Annotated in this window: 8 protein-coding genes; all 8 read left to right on the forward strand. The window is 56.6% G+C overall.

Translation table 11 applies throughout. The features are described from left to right. Positions 1-56: 56 nt before the first annotated feature. Positions 57-1,529, forward strand: coding sequence for a Na+/H+ antiporter NhaC (gene nhaC / locus KUV52_RS13110; protein WP_222526375.1), 1,473 nt, complete (start codon positions 57-59; stop codon positions 1,527-1,529). Beyond that, positions 1,526-4,138: an aminopeptidase N gene (gene pepN / locus KUV52_RS13115; RefSeq protein ID WP_222526376.1), complete on the forward strand. Its 2,613-nt coding sequence runs from the start codon at positions 1,526-1,528 to the stop codon at positions 4,136-4,138. Before nhaC ends, pepN begins: the two co-directional genes overlap by 4 nt. Positions 4,139-4,141: 3 nt before the next feature. Beyond that, complete coding sequence (locus tag KUV52_RS19080) at positions 4,142-4,360, forward strand: DUF2835 family protein (protein WP_222526377.1); 219 nt, start codon at positions 4,142-4,144, stop codon at positions 4,358-4,360. 312 nt (positions 4,361-4,672) lie between these two features. Then, positions 4,673-6,778, forward strand: a complete 2,106-nt coding sequence (locus KUV52_RS13125) for a DUF1302 domain-containing protein (RefSeq protein WP_222526378.1) — start codon at positions 4,673-4,675, stop codon at positions 6,776-6,778. Positions 6,779-6,794: 16 nt separating this feature from the next. After that, positions 6,795-8,159, forward strand: a complete 1,365-nt coding sequence (locus KUV52_RS13130) for a DUF1329 domain-containing protein (RefSeq protein WP_222526379.1) — start codon at positions 6,795-6,797, stop codon at positions 8,157-8,159. Positions 8,160-8,209: 50 nt separating this feature from the next. Next, positions 8,210-9,223, forward strand: a complete 1,014-nt coding sequence (locus KUV52_RS13135) for a WD40/YVTN/BNR-like repeat-containing protein (protein ID WP_222526380.1) — start codon at positions 8,210-8,212, stop codon at positions 9,221-9,223. Between the two features lie 11 nt (positions 9,224-9,234). After that, positions 9,235-11,625, forward strand: coding sequence for an efflux RND transporter permease subunit (locus KUV52_RS13140; RefSeq protein WP_222526381.1), 2,391 nt, complete (start codon positions 9,235-9,237; stop codon positions 11,623-11,625). A gap of 331 nt (positions 11,626-11,956) precedes the next feature. Then, positions 11,957-16,798 (forward strand): NAD-glutamate dehydrogenase, encoded by a 4,842-nt coding sequence (locus tag KUV52_RS13145; RefSeq protein ID WP_222526382.1) that lies wholly within the window; start codon positions 11,957-11,959, stop codon positions 16,796-16,798. The last annotated feature ends 44 nt before the right edge of the window (positions 16,799-16,842 follow it).

A 16,842-nucleotide genomic window follows, 5' to 3' on the forward strand; every position in this document is an offset into this window, starting at 1 on the left:
GCCATCCACTGAACGACGCCGTCCTAGGACGGCGTCGGCATTTAAGGAAGGAATCTATGGAGCCCAAATCACCTTCGCTGCTGGATGCACTGACACCTGTATTGGTGTTGATCATCGGTCTGGCCGCATCCGTTACCCTGTATGGGGACAACGCCTCCTATGGCCCGAACCAGATCGTGCTGTTCCTGGTCGCTGGCATCGCCATGATCGTTGGTTGGAAAAATGGCTACAAGTGGGAGCAGCTAGAATACGGCTTGCAGAAAGGGATCAGCATCTCAATCGGCGCCATCCTGATCCTGTTGGCGGTGGGAAGCCTGATCGGCACCTTCCTGCTGGCCGGCACTGTGCCAACCCTTATCTATTACGGTTTACACCTGCTGAATCCCGCCATTTTCTACGCAGCGACCTGTGTGATCTGTGCGGTTGTGGCGCTCTCGATTGGCAGTTCCTGGACGGTGGCAGCGACCGTTGGTGTCGCCCTGATGGGGGTCAGCCAGGGGCTCGGGATGGACAAAGCGATCACCGCCGGCGCGGTGATCTCCGGTGCCTACTTCGGGGACAAGATGTCGCCCCTGTCTGAAACCACTAACCTGGCGCCTGCCGTGGCGGGGTCCGAACTGTTCAGCCACATCCGCAATATGGCTCGTACCTCGATTCCCGCGTTTGTCTTGGCGTTGCTGGTGTTTGTTGCGATGGGCTGGGGTCAGGGCAGTGACTTCGACCCTTCCCGACTTGAAGCGATGGCGACCGGGCTGAAGGTGCAGTTTCAGTTGGGTTGGTACCTGCTGTTGCCTCTGGTATTGGTGCTGGTGCTGGCGATGATGAAGATGCCAGCCTTTCCTGCGATAGCGATTGGTGCTTTAACCGGAGGTCTGTGGGCGGCGCTGTTTCAGCCGGATGCAATCCGATCCATGAGTGACGGAAGTGGCAGCTATGGCCTGATGGCCCTGACCGTGGTTTGGCAGGCATTGTTTGAAGGGATAACGGTACAAACCGGCACGGACGATCTGGATGCGCTGCTGTCCGGTGGAGGGATGGGGTCAATGCTCAATACCGTTTGGTTGATCCTGGCGGCCATGAGCTTTGGCGCGGTAATGGAAACCTGCGGGTTATTGCGGCGATTGGTGCAGGCCATTCTGTCCGGTGTGAAGACCAGTGGATCGCTGATCGCAACCACCATCACAAGCTGCTTTGGGGTCAACCTGCTGACCGCGGATCAGTACATCGCCATTGTTGTACCGGGGAGAATGTTCAAGGCGGAGTACGAGGAGCGTGGTTTGTCGCCTCTGAATCTGTCCCGGGCGCTGGAGGATGGCGGGACCATCACTTCGCCACTGGTGCCATGGAACAGTTGCGGTGCCTATATGCAGGGCGTGCTGATGGTGAATCCGATTGATTACGCTTTGTACGCCTTTTTTAACTGGTTCAGCCCTGTGATTGGTATACTCCTGGCTCACCTGGGGGTAGGGATTAAGATGGCTCTGCCCCGTACCTCTCGCCTAGACAGCAGTAAGGAGAGTGCTCAATGACGGCTATGCAAGCCAAATATCGCAAGGACTACCAGGCACCAGATTTCACCATTACCGAACTGGACCTGGCGTTTGTACTGGATCCCAACCACACGCAGGTCATCGCCACCAGCCATGTGGTCCGGCAGCGCCCCGATGCTCGAGAGCTGGTGTTGGACGGTGAGTCACTGCAGTTGAAGTCGGTCAAGGTGAATGGAGAGGCGTTGAGCGCTGACCGTTATCGTGAGCAGAATGGCCAGTTGGTGATTGAACTGGACCAGGATGAAGCCACGCTGGTGATCGAAACTGAGATCGATCCCGCCAACAACACCACGCTGGAAGGGCTCTATCAGTCCGGTGGAGCATTCTGTACCCAGTGTGAAGCGGAAGGTTTTCGCCGCATTACCTATTTCCTCGACCGACCCGATGTACTGGCCCGCTATCGTACCCGCATTGAAGCGGACAAGGCTCAGTACCCCTTCCTGCTCTCTAACGGCAACAAGATTGAAGCAGGTGACCTGGATGACGGTCGTCACTTTGCCGTTTGGGAAGATCCCTTCCCGAAGCCCAGCTACCTGTTTGCGCTGGTAGCGGGTGACTTCGATCTTCTTGAGGACACCTTTGTTACGGCGTCCGGCCGCGAAGTCGCCCTTGAGCTGTTTGTCGACCGCGGTAACCTCTACCGCGGCCACCACGCCATGGCATCACTGAAGCACTCGATGGCCTGGGACGAAAAGCGTTTCGGCCTGGAGTATGACCTCGACATCTACATGATCGTCGCCGTCGACTTCTTCAATATGGGCGCGATGGAAAACAAGGGGCTGAACATCTTCAACTCCAAGGCCGTATTGGCGGACCCGCAGAGCGCCACGGACGCTGAGTATCACCGCATTGAATCGATCATCGGCCACGAGTATTTCCACAACTGGACCGGTAACCGGGTAACCTGCCGCGACTGGTTCCAGTTGAGCCTGAAAGAGGGCCTGACGGTGTTCCGTGACCAGGAGTTCTCCTCGGAAATGGGCTCCCGTGCCGTCAACCGCATTCAGGCGGTGAAAGTGGTTCGCAACCAGCAGTTCGCTGAAGACGCCGGTCCGATGGCGCATCCGATCCGCCCCGAGAAGGTGATCGAGATGAACAACTTCTACACGGTTACCGTGTACGACAAAGGCGCCGAAGTGATCCGGATGATGCACACCCTGTTGGGTGAAGCCGGCTTCCGTAAAGGGATGGATCTCTACTTTGAGCGTCATGACGGCCAGGCGGTGACCTGCGACGACTTTGTGCAGGCGATGGAAGATGCCAGTGGCGTGGATCTGACCCAGTTCCGTCTTTGGTACAGCCAGAGCGGGACGCCGGTGCTCTCGGTTGAACAGCAGTATGACGCCGAACGTCACAGCTATACCCTGACGTTGTCTCAGCACACACCGCCGACCGCTGACCAGTCTGAGAAGGTTGCCCTTCACATTCCGGTGGCGTTTGAACTGATCGACAGCGAGGGGCGTTCTGTTCCGTTGATCTGCGATGGTCAGTCTCACAATGGCTTGCTGGAACTGAAATCCGATTCCCAAAGCTGGACCTTTGAGCAGGTGCCTGCGGATGTGGTGCCGTCACTGCTTCAGGAGTTCTCCGCGCCGGTTCGGTTGAGCTTTCAATACCAGCCTCAGCAACTGGCCCGCATTCTGGCTCATGCGAGCAATGACTTTGCTCGTTGGGATGCCGCTCAAACGCTCTATCAGGGCGAAGTGTTCGCCATTGCGGACGGCGAACAGGAGCGGGTAACCGACACCACTCTTGAAGCGATCCGCGCTGTATTGTTGGGCGAGGGGCAGGACCCGGCCCTGGTGGCGGAACTGCTGATGCTGCCCTCTGAGTCGACTCTGGCCCAGGCTCGGGCTGGTGCCGATGTTGAAGCGATTCACCATGCCCGCCGCAGTGTCCAGTCTCAGTTGGGCCTCGCTTTGGAGGATGAATTGACCGCCGTTTATCGGGCTCACTTTGATGCCAGCTACGCCAACAATGGTGAAGCGGTAGGGCGACGGGCACTGAAAAACGCCTGTCTGCATCTGCTGGCTATGGGGGGTAAGGCCAGCAGCCAGAGCCTGATCGAAAGCCAGTTCCAGAGCGCAGACAATATGACTGATTCCCTCGCGGCTCTGAATGCAGCCAACCAGGGCGCATTGCCAGTAGCCAAGGCGATGATGACAGCGTTTGAAACCCGATGGCGTGAAGAACCACTGGTGATGGATAAGTGGTTTGCCCAGGTTGCGATGCAACCCGGCGCTCACGCTCTTGATGCCGTCAAAGCCGCGATGACGCACGTCGCATTTGATATCAGCAACCCGAACCGGGTGAGGGCACTGATAGGGGCGTTTGCTGACGGTAACCCCAACGCGTTCCACGCCATCGATGGCAGCGGATACCAGTTCCTCACTGACATTTTGATCAAACTGAATGGCATAAACCCCCAGTGCGCCGCACGGATCATGACCCCTCTGATGCAGTGGAAGCAGCAGGACGAGGAGCGTCAGGCCTTGATGCTGGCGCAATTGAAACGGTTGGCATCACTGGAAGGGTTGAGCCGGGACCTGTTCGAGAAAGTGAGCAAGAGTCTGGAGCAGGCGGCCTGAAGGATGCGCTGTTATCAGTTCGATGTAAGGCTCTCTGCGGAGCAGATGATGCGCTATTACCGGGGGCAGGCCAACCTGGTAGTGATACGGGACAGGGCAGGCAAAGTGTTACATTTGCACCCCCGATACCTGAGGCCGCATCTGCGCCCTGAAGGAGTGGTTGGCAGTTTTGAACTGCGCCTGAGTGAGCAAGGACAATTCGTCGAACTAGTGCGCATTTAGAGCAAATGCTTCAAACGCAAAGGGGTCAGCTAACAGCTGGCCTTTTTTTATGTTCGTTTCTAAAAATATCTTTTAAATCATGCGACTAAGGTATCGGGGACGGGGCAGGGGACGTTGACAAGGCCAGCATTTAAATGGATTGATTTAAATGGTCGTTTGAATGCAGGTAAACCGTTAAATTTGAAGTGCTTTCTATGTCACAAAGTGGTTGCTAGCACCTTTCCCTTATTGTAACAATGGGGTTAATTTCGGCCTGAAAATAGATCCGAAATCTCATAAAACGATAACATCAGGGAAGGGAGAACAGCGACAATGACTGCAAGCGTATCCCGCTTTCGCCGCTCAGTGCTGGCAGCCAGTATCGGAATGGTACTGGCTGCGCCGACTCAGGCGGTGACATTCGAATGGGGAGATATCCAAGGGAGCTTTGACTCAACCTGGACCCTTGGGGCAGCGTGGCGTGTCGAGGAGCGCGATCTGGATAAGATCGGCAAGAGTAACCGGTTCAAATGGGACACGGGTTACGGCTTTGACTTTGTCAACGGCACTTTCAACGATACCGGGCTGGAAGCCAGCCAGATCTTCGGATTACCGGGGTCTTACTCCTCGAACGGTGATCTGGCCAATATGCTCTACAGCAAGGGCGACACCTTCACCGAGATCTTCAAAGGCCTGCACGAACTGGAACTGGTTTACGAAAACATGGGGGTTTTCGTACGCGGGTTCTACTTCTACGACAACAAACTGGAAAACGGCGACTTTGACTACCAGAACCCGATGAGTGGTGAGGAGTTTGACGTTTGCGCGGACGACAAAGCGGCAGAGTACGCTTGCTCCGATATCCGTTTGCTGGATGCCTACTTCTTTGCGGACTTCGATCTTGGGACGATGCCTTTCTCCATCCGTATCGGTGAGCAGGTTGTCAGCTGGGGTGAAAGCACCCTGATTGCCCATGGCATCAACTCCATCAACCCGGTTGACCTTGCCCGTCTGCAGGCACCGGGTTCCGAGTTGAAGGAAGCGTTTATCCCAGTCGGTACCGTTTGGGCCAGCTTGGGCCTGACCGAGAACTTCAACATTGAAGCCTACTACCAGTATCGCTGGGAAGAGACTCGTCTGCCGGTAACCGGTACCTACTTCTCCAGTAACGACTTCGCGGGCGCGGGTGGCTATGTAAATAACGCCCAGTTGGGCTTTACCTCTAACCCCGACATTACGCTGAACTACCTGCTGGAAGAGTATCAGCGTCTGGGGCAGGCCGCTGCCGGTGCCATCGCAGGCTCTGGTGCCACTACGCCGGAAGAGATCCAGGCGGCACTGGTTCCGTTGGCGCCTCTGGCCGTTCCCTATGGAACCAAGACCACCCTGGTGGGCTACGAGCAGAAGCCAGATGATCAGGGCCAGTTTGGTGTGAAACTGGGCTACTTTGCCCCCGACCTCAACGACACCGAGTTCGGACTCTACTTCATCAATTACCACAGCAAGCGCCCCCTGATTTCTGGTCAGGCCGCTGACTTCAGTGGCGCAGCCCTGGTTCAGGATCTCGCGACTCTGAGCGCCATTGCCGGCGCTGGCGGTGAGGTATCCCGTGATGACCTTCTGGGTCTTAACGCGTTTTCCAAAGCGGTTATCGAGTATCCGGAAGACATTAAGCTGTACGGTTTCTCCTTCAACACCACTCTGGGTGATACCTCAGTAGCTGGTGAGATCGCCTATCGTCAGGATGAGCCGCTGCAGATTGACGACGTTGAACTGCTGTTTGCCGCCATGCCGGAGCAGCTTTATAACGCCGACAATGACGCCTATGGCGTGTTTGAGAACCTGTCTCAGTACGTGAAGCCCAACGGCGAGCGTCTGATGCCCGGTGAGTTTGGATCCGGCTATGTGCTGACCGACTCCACCCAGGCGCAGATGACCTTTACCCACATCTTTGGCCCCACTCTTGGTGCCTCTAACTTCCTGATGTTAGGAGAAGTGGGTGGCGTCTGGCTGCACGACATGCCGGATACGTCAGTACTGCGCATGAATGGTCCGGGCACTGAACGTGCGGGCCTCGAAGGGCGTGAAGACAGCGCCGGGGTGCTGGGTCTGCTGCACAACGGCCCCGAAGAGGATGCGTTCCCCACCGATAACGCCTGGGGCTATCGCATCGTCGCCAAAGCGGACTACACCAACGCGCTGTTTGGCTGGAACCTCTCACCTCGAGTGGTGTTCTCCCACGACGTTTCCGGTACCACTCCGGACCCGCTGTTCCTCTTTATCGAAAACCGTAAATCCGCAGCAGCCACGCTGTCCGGGGATTACCAGAACCGCTGGTCTTTCGATTTGAGCTACAACGCGTTCTGGGGCGGCAAGGGCAGCACCAATTCTTTGGAAGACAAGGACTTCGTGTCCTTTAACGTGAAGTTCTCCATCTAAGAGAGGCGGGATCCAAATGAAAAAGATCACAGTAATGGCGTCTGCAATGGCGCTGATGTTCGGCTCCGGGATGGCGATGGCCAAGGTAAGCCCGGAGGAAGCGGCAAAGCTGGGTAAAGACCTGACGCCGATGGGCGCAGAGATGGCTGGCAACGCCGATGGCTCCATTCCCGCCTGGACCGGTGGTATTACTCAACCGCCTGCGGGATATCAGAAGGGTACCTTCCACGTTGACCCCTATGGAGGGGACGCCAAGATCGTCACCATCACCAAGGACAACATGGCGGAATACGCGCCGCTCCTGAGTGCCGGTGTCCAAAAGATGTTCGAGATGTATCCGGACACCTTCAAGATGGATGTGTATCCGACACACCGCAGCGGCTCCTACCCGCAGTTTATCTATGACGCCACCATCAAGAACGCCACCTCTGCGGAGTTGGTTGATGGCGGTAACGGTATCCGCGGCGCTGCCACGGGCATTCCGTTCCCAATCCCGGCCAACGGCCTGGAGGTGATCTGGAACCACATTCTGCGTTATCGCGGCGAGACCGCTGAGATTCAGCGTAACCAGGCTGCACCGACCGCAGGCGGTTCCTACACGCTGGTAGAGACCAACGAGCAGATTAAATTCCTGTACACCATCCCCGGCGCAGACGCGGCGGCACTGGCCAAGGACAATCTGCTTTTCTACTTCAAGCAGGTTGTGACTGCTCCGGCTCGATTGGCGGGCACCGCACTTCTGGTTCATGAAACCATGGATCAGAGCAAGCAGCCTCGTCAGGCCTGGACCTACAACACCGGTCAGCGCCGTGTGCGTCGCGCTCCGAATGTCGCGTTCGATACTCCTGGAACCGCGTCTGACGGCATGCGTACCACTGACGATTTCGACCTCTATAACGGTTCTCCGGAGCGTTACAACTGGGAGCTGGTCGGTAAGCAGGAGATGTACATCCCCTACAACGACTACAAGCTGCACAGTGGTGACCTGAAATACGATCAGATCCTGCAAGCAGGCCATATCAACATGGACCTGGTTCGCTGGGAAAAGCACCGGGTTTGGGTGGTTGAAGCCACGTTGAAGGATGGCGTTCGCCACCTGTACAAGACCCGTCGCTTCTACATCGACGAGGACAGCTGGCAGATTGCCCTGGTTGATCTGTACGACAACCGTGACCAGATGTACCGGGTCGGTATGGCGCACACCGTCAACTACTACGAGCAGCCGCTGGTATGGACCACGCTCGAAGTGTTCTACGACCTGAACTCCCGCCGCTACATGGCCATGGGTCTGGATAACGAAGGTAAGGTGGCCAATTTCGACGCCGATATCTCCGTTTCCGACTTTACGCCTCAAGCGCTGCGCCGTCAGGGCCGTCGTTAATCCCATCTGATAAAGGCGCCCCAATCGGGGCGCCTTATTCGAGAGTTCCTATGTTGTATCGAATCCTGTTTTCTACCGCGCTGTTGAGCGCCACTGCGCTGGCCAACGACGCAGGAAACCTGCATGAGGCGTTTATTGCGCCCAAAGCGTCGCAATCACTGCTACTGGATATTCAGTCCGCAGGCGATAAGTGGGTCCTGGTTGGCGATCGAGGCACCGTACTTCGAGGAGATGGCCAGAGTTGGATCCAGTCTCCGGCACCGCTAACCACCATGCTGACTTCCGTGACGTTTGCGGACGATAGGCAAGGCTGGGCGGTGGGTCACGATGTGACGGTATTGGCGACACAAGATGGCGGCGCAAGCTGGAAGATCAGCCAGAATCTGCCGCAGAAGGATAAGCCGCTGCTGGACATCCTGGCACTGGGCAATGATGAGATCGTTGCGGTTGGTGCCTATGGGTTGTTTTACCGCTCCGTGGATGGCGGACGCAGTTGGAGTGAGGAGTTTCACGACGAGTTGCTGTTCGAGGAGGATCGACTCTACCTCGAGGAACTGAAAGCGGATGATGAAGCACTCTACCTGGATGAACGCAGTGCGATTCTGCCGCACTTTAACCGCATCAAGCGTTTAGCAAATGGTGACCTGTTTCTCCTTGGAGAGATGGGCTTTATGGCGCGCTCCAGTGACAACGGCCACCATTGGCAGAAACTGGAAGAGATCTACTTTGGTTCCTTTATGGATATGGTCGAACTGCCCAATAGCGGGCTGCTGGCTGTTGGTCTGAGGGGGAACATCTTCCGAAGCGACAACAACGGTATCGACTGGGAGCCTGTTGATGTAGACCTGCGCTCTACCATCAACAGTGGCATTCGCTTAGACGACGGTCGAATCGTGTTGGTCGCTAACGGCGGCGTGATGCTGGTTAGTGAAGATGATGGCAGAAGCTTCACCAGCCGCCTCCTGGCCAAAGGGGACGACCTGGTTGCGGTCGCGGCCGTGGACGGTTCCACACTGCTGGTTGTTGGCAGTAACGGCGCCAACCTCTATCCCATTACGGAATAAGGAGTCGTACCGTGTTGGATAAATGGATAAATCTCGTTGAGATGGTGGTTTTCCGCCATCGCCCGGCAGTGCTGATCCTGTTCGCCCTGTTGAGCGTGTTCCTTGGCTACAGCGCCACGGAACTGAAGATGGACGCCGCCTTTACCAAGAACATTCCCCTGAACCACCCCTATATGCAGACTTATATGAAGCATCGGGAGCAGTTCGGCGGCGCCAACAGCATTATGGTGGCGGTCTCGGATAAGAGCGGTGACATCTATAACCCCAAGTTTTTTGATGTTCTGCGACAGATTCACGACCAGCTGTTCTTTATCCCCGGCGTGGATCGGACCCAGGTGAAATCCCTGTATTCACCCTCTACACGCTTTACCGAAGTGGTGGAGGATGGATTCCGCGGTGGGCCGGTGATCCCGGCGGACTTTGCCGCTGATGATCAGGGACTGGCCCAGGTCCGGGCCAATGTCGAGAAAGCGGGGATCATCGGGCGTCTGGTATCAGACGACTTCAGCGCCGCCATGGTTACCGCCCAACTTCTGGATTGGGTGCCCATTCCGGAAGAGGAGAGGGTCGAAGGGGGACCGGTAACCCGGTCCATGGACGTGTTGGCGTTTGCCGAACGTCTGGAGGCGGAGATCCGGGAACAGTACGAAGATGACCAGATCCAGGTGCACATCATCGGCTTTGCCAAGATGTCCGGTGATGTGGCTGATGGCGCTAAGGACGTGCTGCTGTTCTTCCTTATCGCCATTGTTATCACAGCGGTTATGGTTTACTCCTTCTCCCGCAGCATCATGCTGACACTGCTGCCTCTCGGATGCTCTTTGGTTGCCGTAGTCTGGCAGATGGGGGGATTGACCGTACTCGGCTTTGGCCTGGACCCCATGTCGATCCTTGTGCCTTTCCTGGTATTTGCGATTGGTGTGAGTCACGGTGTGCAGATGATCAACGCCGTCGGTCACCGGGTTGCAGAGGGTTCCAATACCAAAGTGGCGGCGCAGATCGCGTTTCGCTCCCTGCTGGTTCCGGGTGGTGTTGCACTGATTTCCGATACCGTAGGGTTTATGACGCTGCTTGCCATCGACATCGGCATCATTCGGGAACTGGCGATCACCGCATCGCTCGGGGTAGGGCTGATCATCCTGACCAACCTGGTGCTGCTCCCGGTACTGCTCTCCTATGTGAAGTTTTCGCCCGGCTATCTGGAGCGAGTGAAGGCCAGCCACGGCAAGGTTGCGCCGCTGTGGCACAAAGTCTCTCACTTTGCGGATGGCAAAACCGCCAAGATCGTTGTGGTTGGCGCCATTGTGCTGTTCGGGTTGGGGTATATGCAGGCCCAAACCATGAAGATCGGTGATCTCCATGCCGGTGCGCCAGCGCTTAAAGAGAGCTCTCGATACAACCAGGATACCTTTTACATCACCGACAACTTCTCCATCACCACCGATGTGTTGACGGTGATTGTTGAAGCCTATCCGGAAGCCTGTACCTATCACGAAGTGATGGAGCGCATTGACCGCTTCCAATGGCGGGTAACCAATGTGCCCGGTGTGCAGTCCAGCGCCAGTCTGGCATCCGTGGCCAAGATTGTGAATGGCGGATACAACGAGGGTAACCCCAAGTGGCGTGTGCTGCCACGGACTACGGCGACCCTGGTGCAGGCGACCTCCCGTGTGCCTACCTCATCCGGGTTGCTGAACGGCAACTGCTCTGTGATGCCGGTGTACCTGTTCCTGGAAGATCACAAAGCGGAGACGCTGGACCGTGTTGTTGCGGCAGTGAAGTCAGAAGCGCAGCGTTTCGACACCCCTGAGGTGAAGTTCAAGCTCGCTTCCGGGCCTGCCGGGGTGATGGCGGCCACCAATGAAGCGGTCGCTGAAGCGCAAACTCCCATGATGCTCTACGTCTATGGCGCGGTATTCCTGCTGTGTCTGATGAGCTTCAAGTCGCTGCGCGCCACCCTGGCGGTGATTTTGCCGCTGTACCTGGTATCGACCCTGGCTCAGGCGCTGATGACTTTCCTGCAGATCGGACTGACGGTGAGCACGCTGCCGGTGATTGCGCTCGGTGTGGGTATCGGTGTTGACTACGGCATCTACATTCTGTCCACCATGACACCGTATCTCCGGGCTGGCATGAACGTACAGGAAGCTTATCTGCGGGCTCTGTGCGAACGCGGTAATGCGGTGGTGTTCACGGGCATTACCCTGGCGGTTGGTGTCAGTACCTGGGTGTTCTCCAGCCTTAAGTTCCAGATGGACATGGGGATCCTGCTCACCTTCATGTTCCTGGTGAACATGGTGGCGGCGGTGGTGGTACTCCCGGCACTGGTCCGTTTGCTGTGGGGTAAAGGGCATCCGGCCTCCGAAGTGGAAGGGCCACAGGAAACACAGAAGGCCGCCTGAATCCCGTTCTCCAAACGCCACCGTCTAAGGTGGCGTTTTTTATGGCTTATCGGAAAATCCGTACAGCACAATCCACTGGTCCTACCAAGAACTTTTCCTGCATAAAGGCCTCCGGTTCCTGCGTGAATTTGCACTTTTTAAGGCGCTTGTTGACTGTCTGGTCAATTGGTACCGGAAGTGGCCAAAAACCCAGCATTTCAAAATGCGAAACGCCTCACACTCGCCCAGAAAGGGTGATACACTTCGCGACGCAAGTGCCGCCAGGCAGCGGCAGATCAAATGGCAAAACAATAATTAGCGAATAAGCGCCATCGCAGAAAGGACAAGCAACATGGCCAAGCAAACGTCTACCCCCCAGGTCCTGCTGGACAATGTTGTGGAGCTGATCCACAAAAAGATGCCCGAGCAGCAAGCCCCCCTAATCGACGCCTTTGCCCGCCTCATTTTCGGCACCCTGGCAAAAGATGAACTCTCTCAGCGCAGTGACAGTGACCTGTACGGCGCCACCCTCAGCCTCTGGAACACCCTGAACAAAACCCGCGCCGGTGAATTCCGTAACCGAGTCTACAATCCGGTTCAAAGCACCCACGGATGGCAGTCTGCTCACACCATTATCGAGATGGTACTCCCCGATATGCCGTTTCTGGTGGATTCCGTTGCCATGGCGCTGAACCGTCATGGCATCACCAGTCATTTGATGATCCACTCTCCGGTTGCGATTGCCCGAGATGAGGAGGGCGCGGTAACCGCCGTACGCCATGTGCTGGAAGGTGAGCCGCAGGATGAACGGGTTGCCGTATTCCTGGTTGAGGTGGACAACCTTGACGACAAGGCACGGATGAAGGAATTGGCCGGTGAGTTGGATTCCGTCATTCTCGATGTCACTGCAGCGGTTGCCGATTGGCAGTCGATGCAGGATAAGCTCGGCGAAGTGATTGATACCGTTAAACAGGGCCCAATCTCCGGCCACGAAAGTGACCGAGACGAAGCGGTCGCGTTTCTTGAGTTCCTGTCCAATCACCACTTCACCTTCCTGGGCTATCGCCATTACGATCTGACCAAGGTCGAGGGTGACATCAGCCTCCAGGGCGACAATGCCACCAGCCTGGGCATCATGAGAGAGCAACCTAGCCAGGGCCTTCTGCTCTCCTCACTGCCTGAACAGGCCCGTAAAGAAGCGCTGGGCAGTGGGCATCTTATCCTGACCAAAACCAACACCAAGAGCCGTGTCCACCGTCCGGCCTACATCGATTATGTTGGGGTTAAGTGCTTTGACAAGCAGGGTCAGGTGATTGGCGAGCACCGCTTTATCGGTTTGTACGCCTCGTCCATGTACAACCGCAGTCCCCGTGAGATCCCCTTGATTCGTCGTAAGCTGGATCGGGTTGTTGCCCGCTCCGGCCTGGCGCCGAACAGCCATGACTACAAAGCCCTGATGAACATCCTGGAGACCTATCCCCGGGATGAGTTGATCCAGGCCAGCGAGCCGCAGTTGTTTGACGGTGCCATGGGCATCCTGCACATGCAGGACCGTGACAAGGTACGTCTCTTTGTCCGTCGCGATCCCTTCGGTCGTTTCTTCTCAGCGCTCGTATTCACCACCAAGGAACGCTACAACACCCAACTCCGTGTCAAGACCCAGAAGTTGCTGGCGGAAGTGTTCCAGACCGAAGATGAGGTGGAGTTTACGACCTATTTCTCCGAGTCCACCCTGGCACGAACTCACTACCTGGTGAAGGTTGAAGACAACAATATGGACATTGACGTAAAAGAGCTGGAAAACAATCTGGTTGAACTGGCTCGTTCCTGGGAAGACAAGCTGGATGCGGCTCTGGTTGAGAGCCGTGGTGAAGCACAGGGCAAGCAACTGTCCCGCCGCTTTGTGAACGCGTTCCCCCGCAGCTACAAAGAAGACGTCCTGCCCAGCGCAGCACTGGTGGACATTGAACACCTGGAGAAGCTGGAAACTGCCGATGAACTCGGCATGTTGTTCTACCAGCCTCAGGAGCGGGCGCTGGGCAGCAAGCAGGTCTGCCTGAAGCTGTTCCATAAGAATGAGCCTATTCATCTCTCCGACGTGCTGCCGATGCTGGAAAACTTCGGTTTGCGCGTAATTGGCGAGCGCCCCTACAAAGTGGTAACCGCTGAAGGCAACGAGTACTGGATCCTCGATTTCTCCATGACTCTGAAAGGGGAAGTGGAGGAGGAGATCAGCTCCTACCAGGTTCGCTTCCAGGAAGCGCTCGGCAAAGTCTGGTCCGGCGATTATGAAGACGACGGCTTTAACCATCTGGTGCTCTCTGCGGGGCTGACCGGCCGCGAAGTAACTGTACTGCGTGCATACGCCAAGTACATGCGCCAGATCGGCGTTACCTTCTCCCAGGAGTACATCGCCGAAACGCTGGACAAGTATCCCCACATTGCCCGTCTGCTTGTGGAGATGTTCAACAAGCGCTTCAATCCCAAGAGCCGTGCGGTCCGTGGGCTGGAGAAGCAGTTGACCCAGGTGGAAGCCTACCTGGATGACGTAGCCAACCTGGATGATGATCGCATCATCCGCCGCTACGTTGAGCTGATTGAAGCCACCCTGCGCACCAACTTCTACCAGACGCTGGCGGAAGGGGACGATAAGTCTTACGTCTCCTTCAAGGTTCAGCCTGAGCGCATTCCCGAGATGCCTCTGCCGATGCCAAAGTTTGAGATCTTCGTTTACTCCCCCCGTATGGAAGGGGTACACCTGCGTGGTGGCAAAGTGGCCCGTGGTGGTCTGCGCTGGTCCGATCGCCGGGAAGATTTCCGTACCGAAGTGCTGGGCCTGGTAAAAGCGCAGCAGGTGAAAAATACCGTAATCGTTCCCTCCGGCGCCAAGGGCGGCTTTGTGTGCAAACAGTTGCCCACTGAGCGTGAAGCGATGCTGGCGGAAGGGCAGGCGTGCTATCGCATGTTTATCCGCGGCCTGTTGGATGTGACCGACAACATTGAACAAGGCGAAATCATTCCGCCGGTCAATGTCGTCCGCCATGACGAGGATGACCCCTATCTCGTGGTTGCCGCCGATAAGGGTACTGCGACCTTCTCAGACATCGCCAACGGCATCTCCGAAGAGTACGACTTCTGGCTCGGTGACGCGTTTGCCTCCGGTGGGCAGTATGGTTACGACCATAAGAAGATGGGCATCACGGCCCGTGGCGGCTGGGAGTCAGTAAAACGCCACTTCCGTGAGATGGGCATTGATTGCCAGAGCACCGACTTCACCTGTCTGGCTGTGGGCGATATGGCTGGCGACGTATTTGGTAATGGCATGCTGCTTTCCAGGCACACCCGCCTGCTTGCTGCATTCAACCATATGCACATCTTTATCGATCCGACGCCGGATGCGGCCAAGAGCTATGTCGAGCGTGAACGACTGTTCAAACTGCCTCGCTCCAGTTGGGAAGATTACAACGCCGATCTGATCTCAGAAGGGGGCGGTGTCTTCAACCGCAGCGCCAAAGCGATCAAGCTGACGCCGCAGATGAAGGCGATGGTAGGCTCAAAGAAAGCCCAGATGACCCCCAATGAGCTGATCCAGCATCTGCTTCAGATGGAAGTGGACCTGCTTTGGAACGGTGGTATTGGTACCTATGTTAAGGGCACCAAAGAGAGCCACATTGAGGTGGGTGATCGCGCCAACGATGCCGTCCGCATCAACGGCACCCAGCTCAACGCCAAGATTGTGGGTGAGGGCGGTAACCTGGGTCTGACCCAACTGGGCCGTATTGAGTACGCTCAAAAGGGCGGTCGCATCAACACCGACTTCGTGGACAACGTCGGCGGTGTGGATTGCTCTGATAACGAAGTGAACATCAAGATTCTCCTTAACCGTCTGGTGACGGAAGGGGAGATGACCATCAAGCAGCGCAACCAGATGCTGATGGAGATGACCGACGAAGTCGCCGAGATCGTTCTGGAGGATTGCCGCCATCAGACCCTCTCCATCTCGGTAACGGAAGCCCGTAATGGCGAGCAACTGAAAGAGCAGATCCGCTTTATCCAGTATCTTGAGAAAGAGGGTAAGCTGGATCGTGCGCTGGAGTTCCTGCCCACCGACGAAGAGCTGTCTGAGCGTCTGGCTGCGGGCCATGGCCTGACCCGTCCGGAACTGTCCGTACTGGTGGCTTACGCCAAGATGGTTCTGAAAGAGCAACTGGTGGACCCGAGCGTCACCGATGAGGAAACCATTGCGAAGCGCCTGGTTGACTACTTCCCGGTACGCCTTCAGGAGCAGTACAGTCAGTGGATGACCGAACACCCGCTGCGTGCTGAAATCATCGCGACTTCGCTGGCCAATGACATCATCAACAACATGGGCCTTAACTTCATCCAGCGTATGCAGGATGAGACTGGTGCCTCAGTCTCGGAAGTGGCACTGAGTTACACTATTGCCGCCCAAGTGTTTGGCTTAGATAGCATTAAGGCGCAGATCATTGAGCATAACGGCGTTGTCGATGCCGAGCGACAGCACGAGATGCTCTACCAGTTGCAGCGCACCGTACGTCGTGCAACCCGCTGGTTCCTGCGCCACCGCACTGGCAACCTGGATGTGGCTGGCAGCGTCGCCTTCTTCCGTCCGGTAGTGGAGGAGCTCAATCAGAGCTTTGATTCCCTGCTGCAGGAGGAGGAAGCTCAGGGCATCCGTGCCCGGGCAGAGAGCCTGGTGGAAAGTGGTGTGAACGCCGAACTGGCCCATACCGTTGGCCGCCTGAGTACTCTGTTCTCCGCACTGGACCTGGCCGAGATCGCCAAAGCCGATGCCAAGCCGGTTTCGCTGGTTGCCGAAACCTACTTCCGACTGGGAGCCGACATCGAGCTTCACTGGTTCCTGGAGCAGATCAACGAACAGCCGGTGTCGAACCACTGGCAGGCGTTGGCCCGCGCCGGTTTCCGGGAAGAGCTGGATTGGTTGCAGCGCCGCCTTACCCTCGTGGTGCTGCGCAACTGTGGAGCCCAATGCCAGGCGGACGCTATCATTGAGCAGTGGGTGAATGACAATAACGCAACCCTGGATCGCTGGTTGCACATGATGGCGGAGTTCCATACTTCCAAGAGCCACGAGTTCTCCAAGTTCTCTGTTGCTCTGCGTGAACTGAACCTGCTCATCATGCGCTGTGACTCGGTTAACGAGGCACGCTAAACCATCGTAAGGGGAAAAGCCTCGGCCTTAGCCGAGGCTTTTTT

Source organism: Ferrimonas balearica (assembly GCF_019802055.1).
Classification (GTDB): domain Bacteria; phylum Pseudomonadota; class Gammaproteobacteria; order Enterobacterales; family Shewanellaceae; genus Ferrimonas; species Ferrimonas balearica_A.

What these genes read in the sequence shown, in the direction of transcription:
- nhaC (WP_222526375.1), top strand. Translation starts at nt 57, where the DNA reads ATGGAGCCCAAATCACCTTCGCTGCTGGATGCACTGACACCTGTATTG.
- pepN (WP_222526376.1), top strand. Translation starts at nt 1,526, where the DNA reads ATGACGGCTATGCAAGCCAAATATCGCAAGGACTACCAGGCACCAGAT.
- KUV52_RS19080 (WP_222526377.1), top strand. Translation starts at nt 4,142, where the DNA reads ATGCGCTGTTATCAGTTCGATGTAAGGCTCTCTGCGGAGCAGATGATG.
- KUV52_RS13125 (WP_222526378.1), top strand. Translation starts at nt 4,673, where the DNA reads ATGACTGCAAGCGTATCCCGCTTTCGCCGCTCAGTGCTGGCAGCCAGT.
- KUV52_RS13130 (WP_222526379.1), top strand. Translation starts at nt 6,795, where the DNA reads ATGAAAAAGATCACAGTAATGGCGTCTGCAATGGCGCTGATGTTCGGC.
- KUV52_RS13135 (WP_222526380.1), top strand. Translation starts at nt 8,210, where the DNA reads ATGTTGTATCGAATCCTGTTTTCTACCGCGCTGTTGAGCGCCACTGCG.
- KUV52_RS13145 (WP_222526382.1), top strand. Translation starts at nt 11,957, where the DNA reads ATGGCCAAGCAAACGTCTACCCCCCAGGTCCTGCTGGACAATGTTGTG.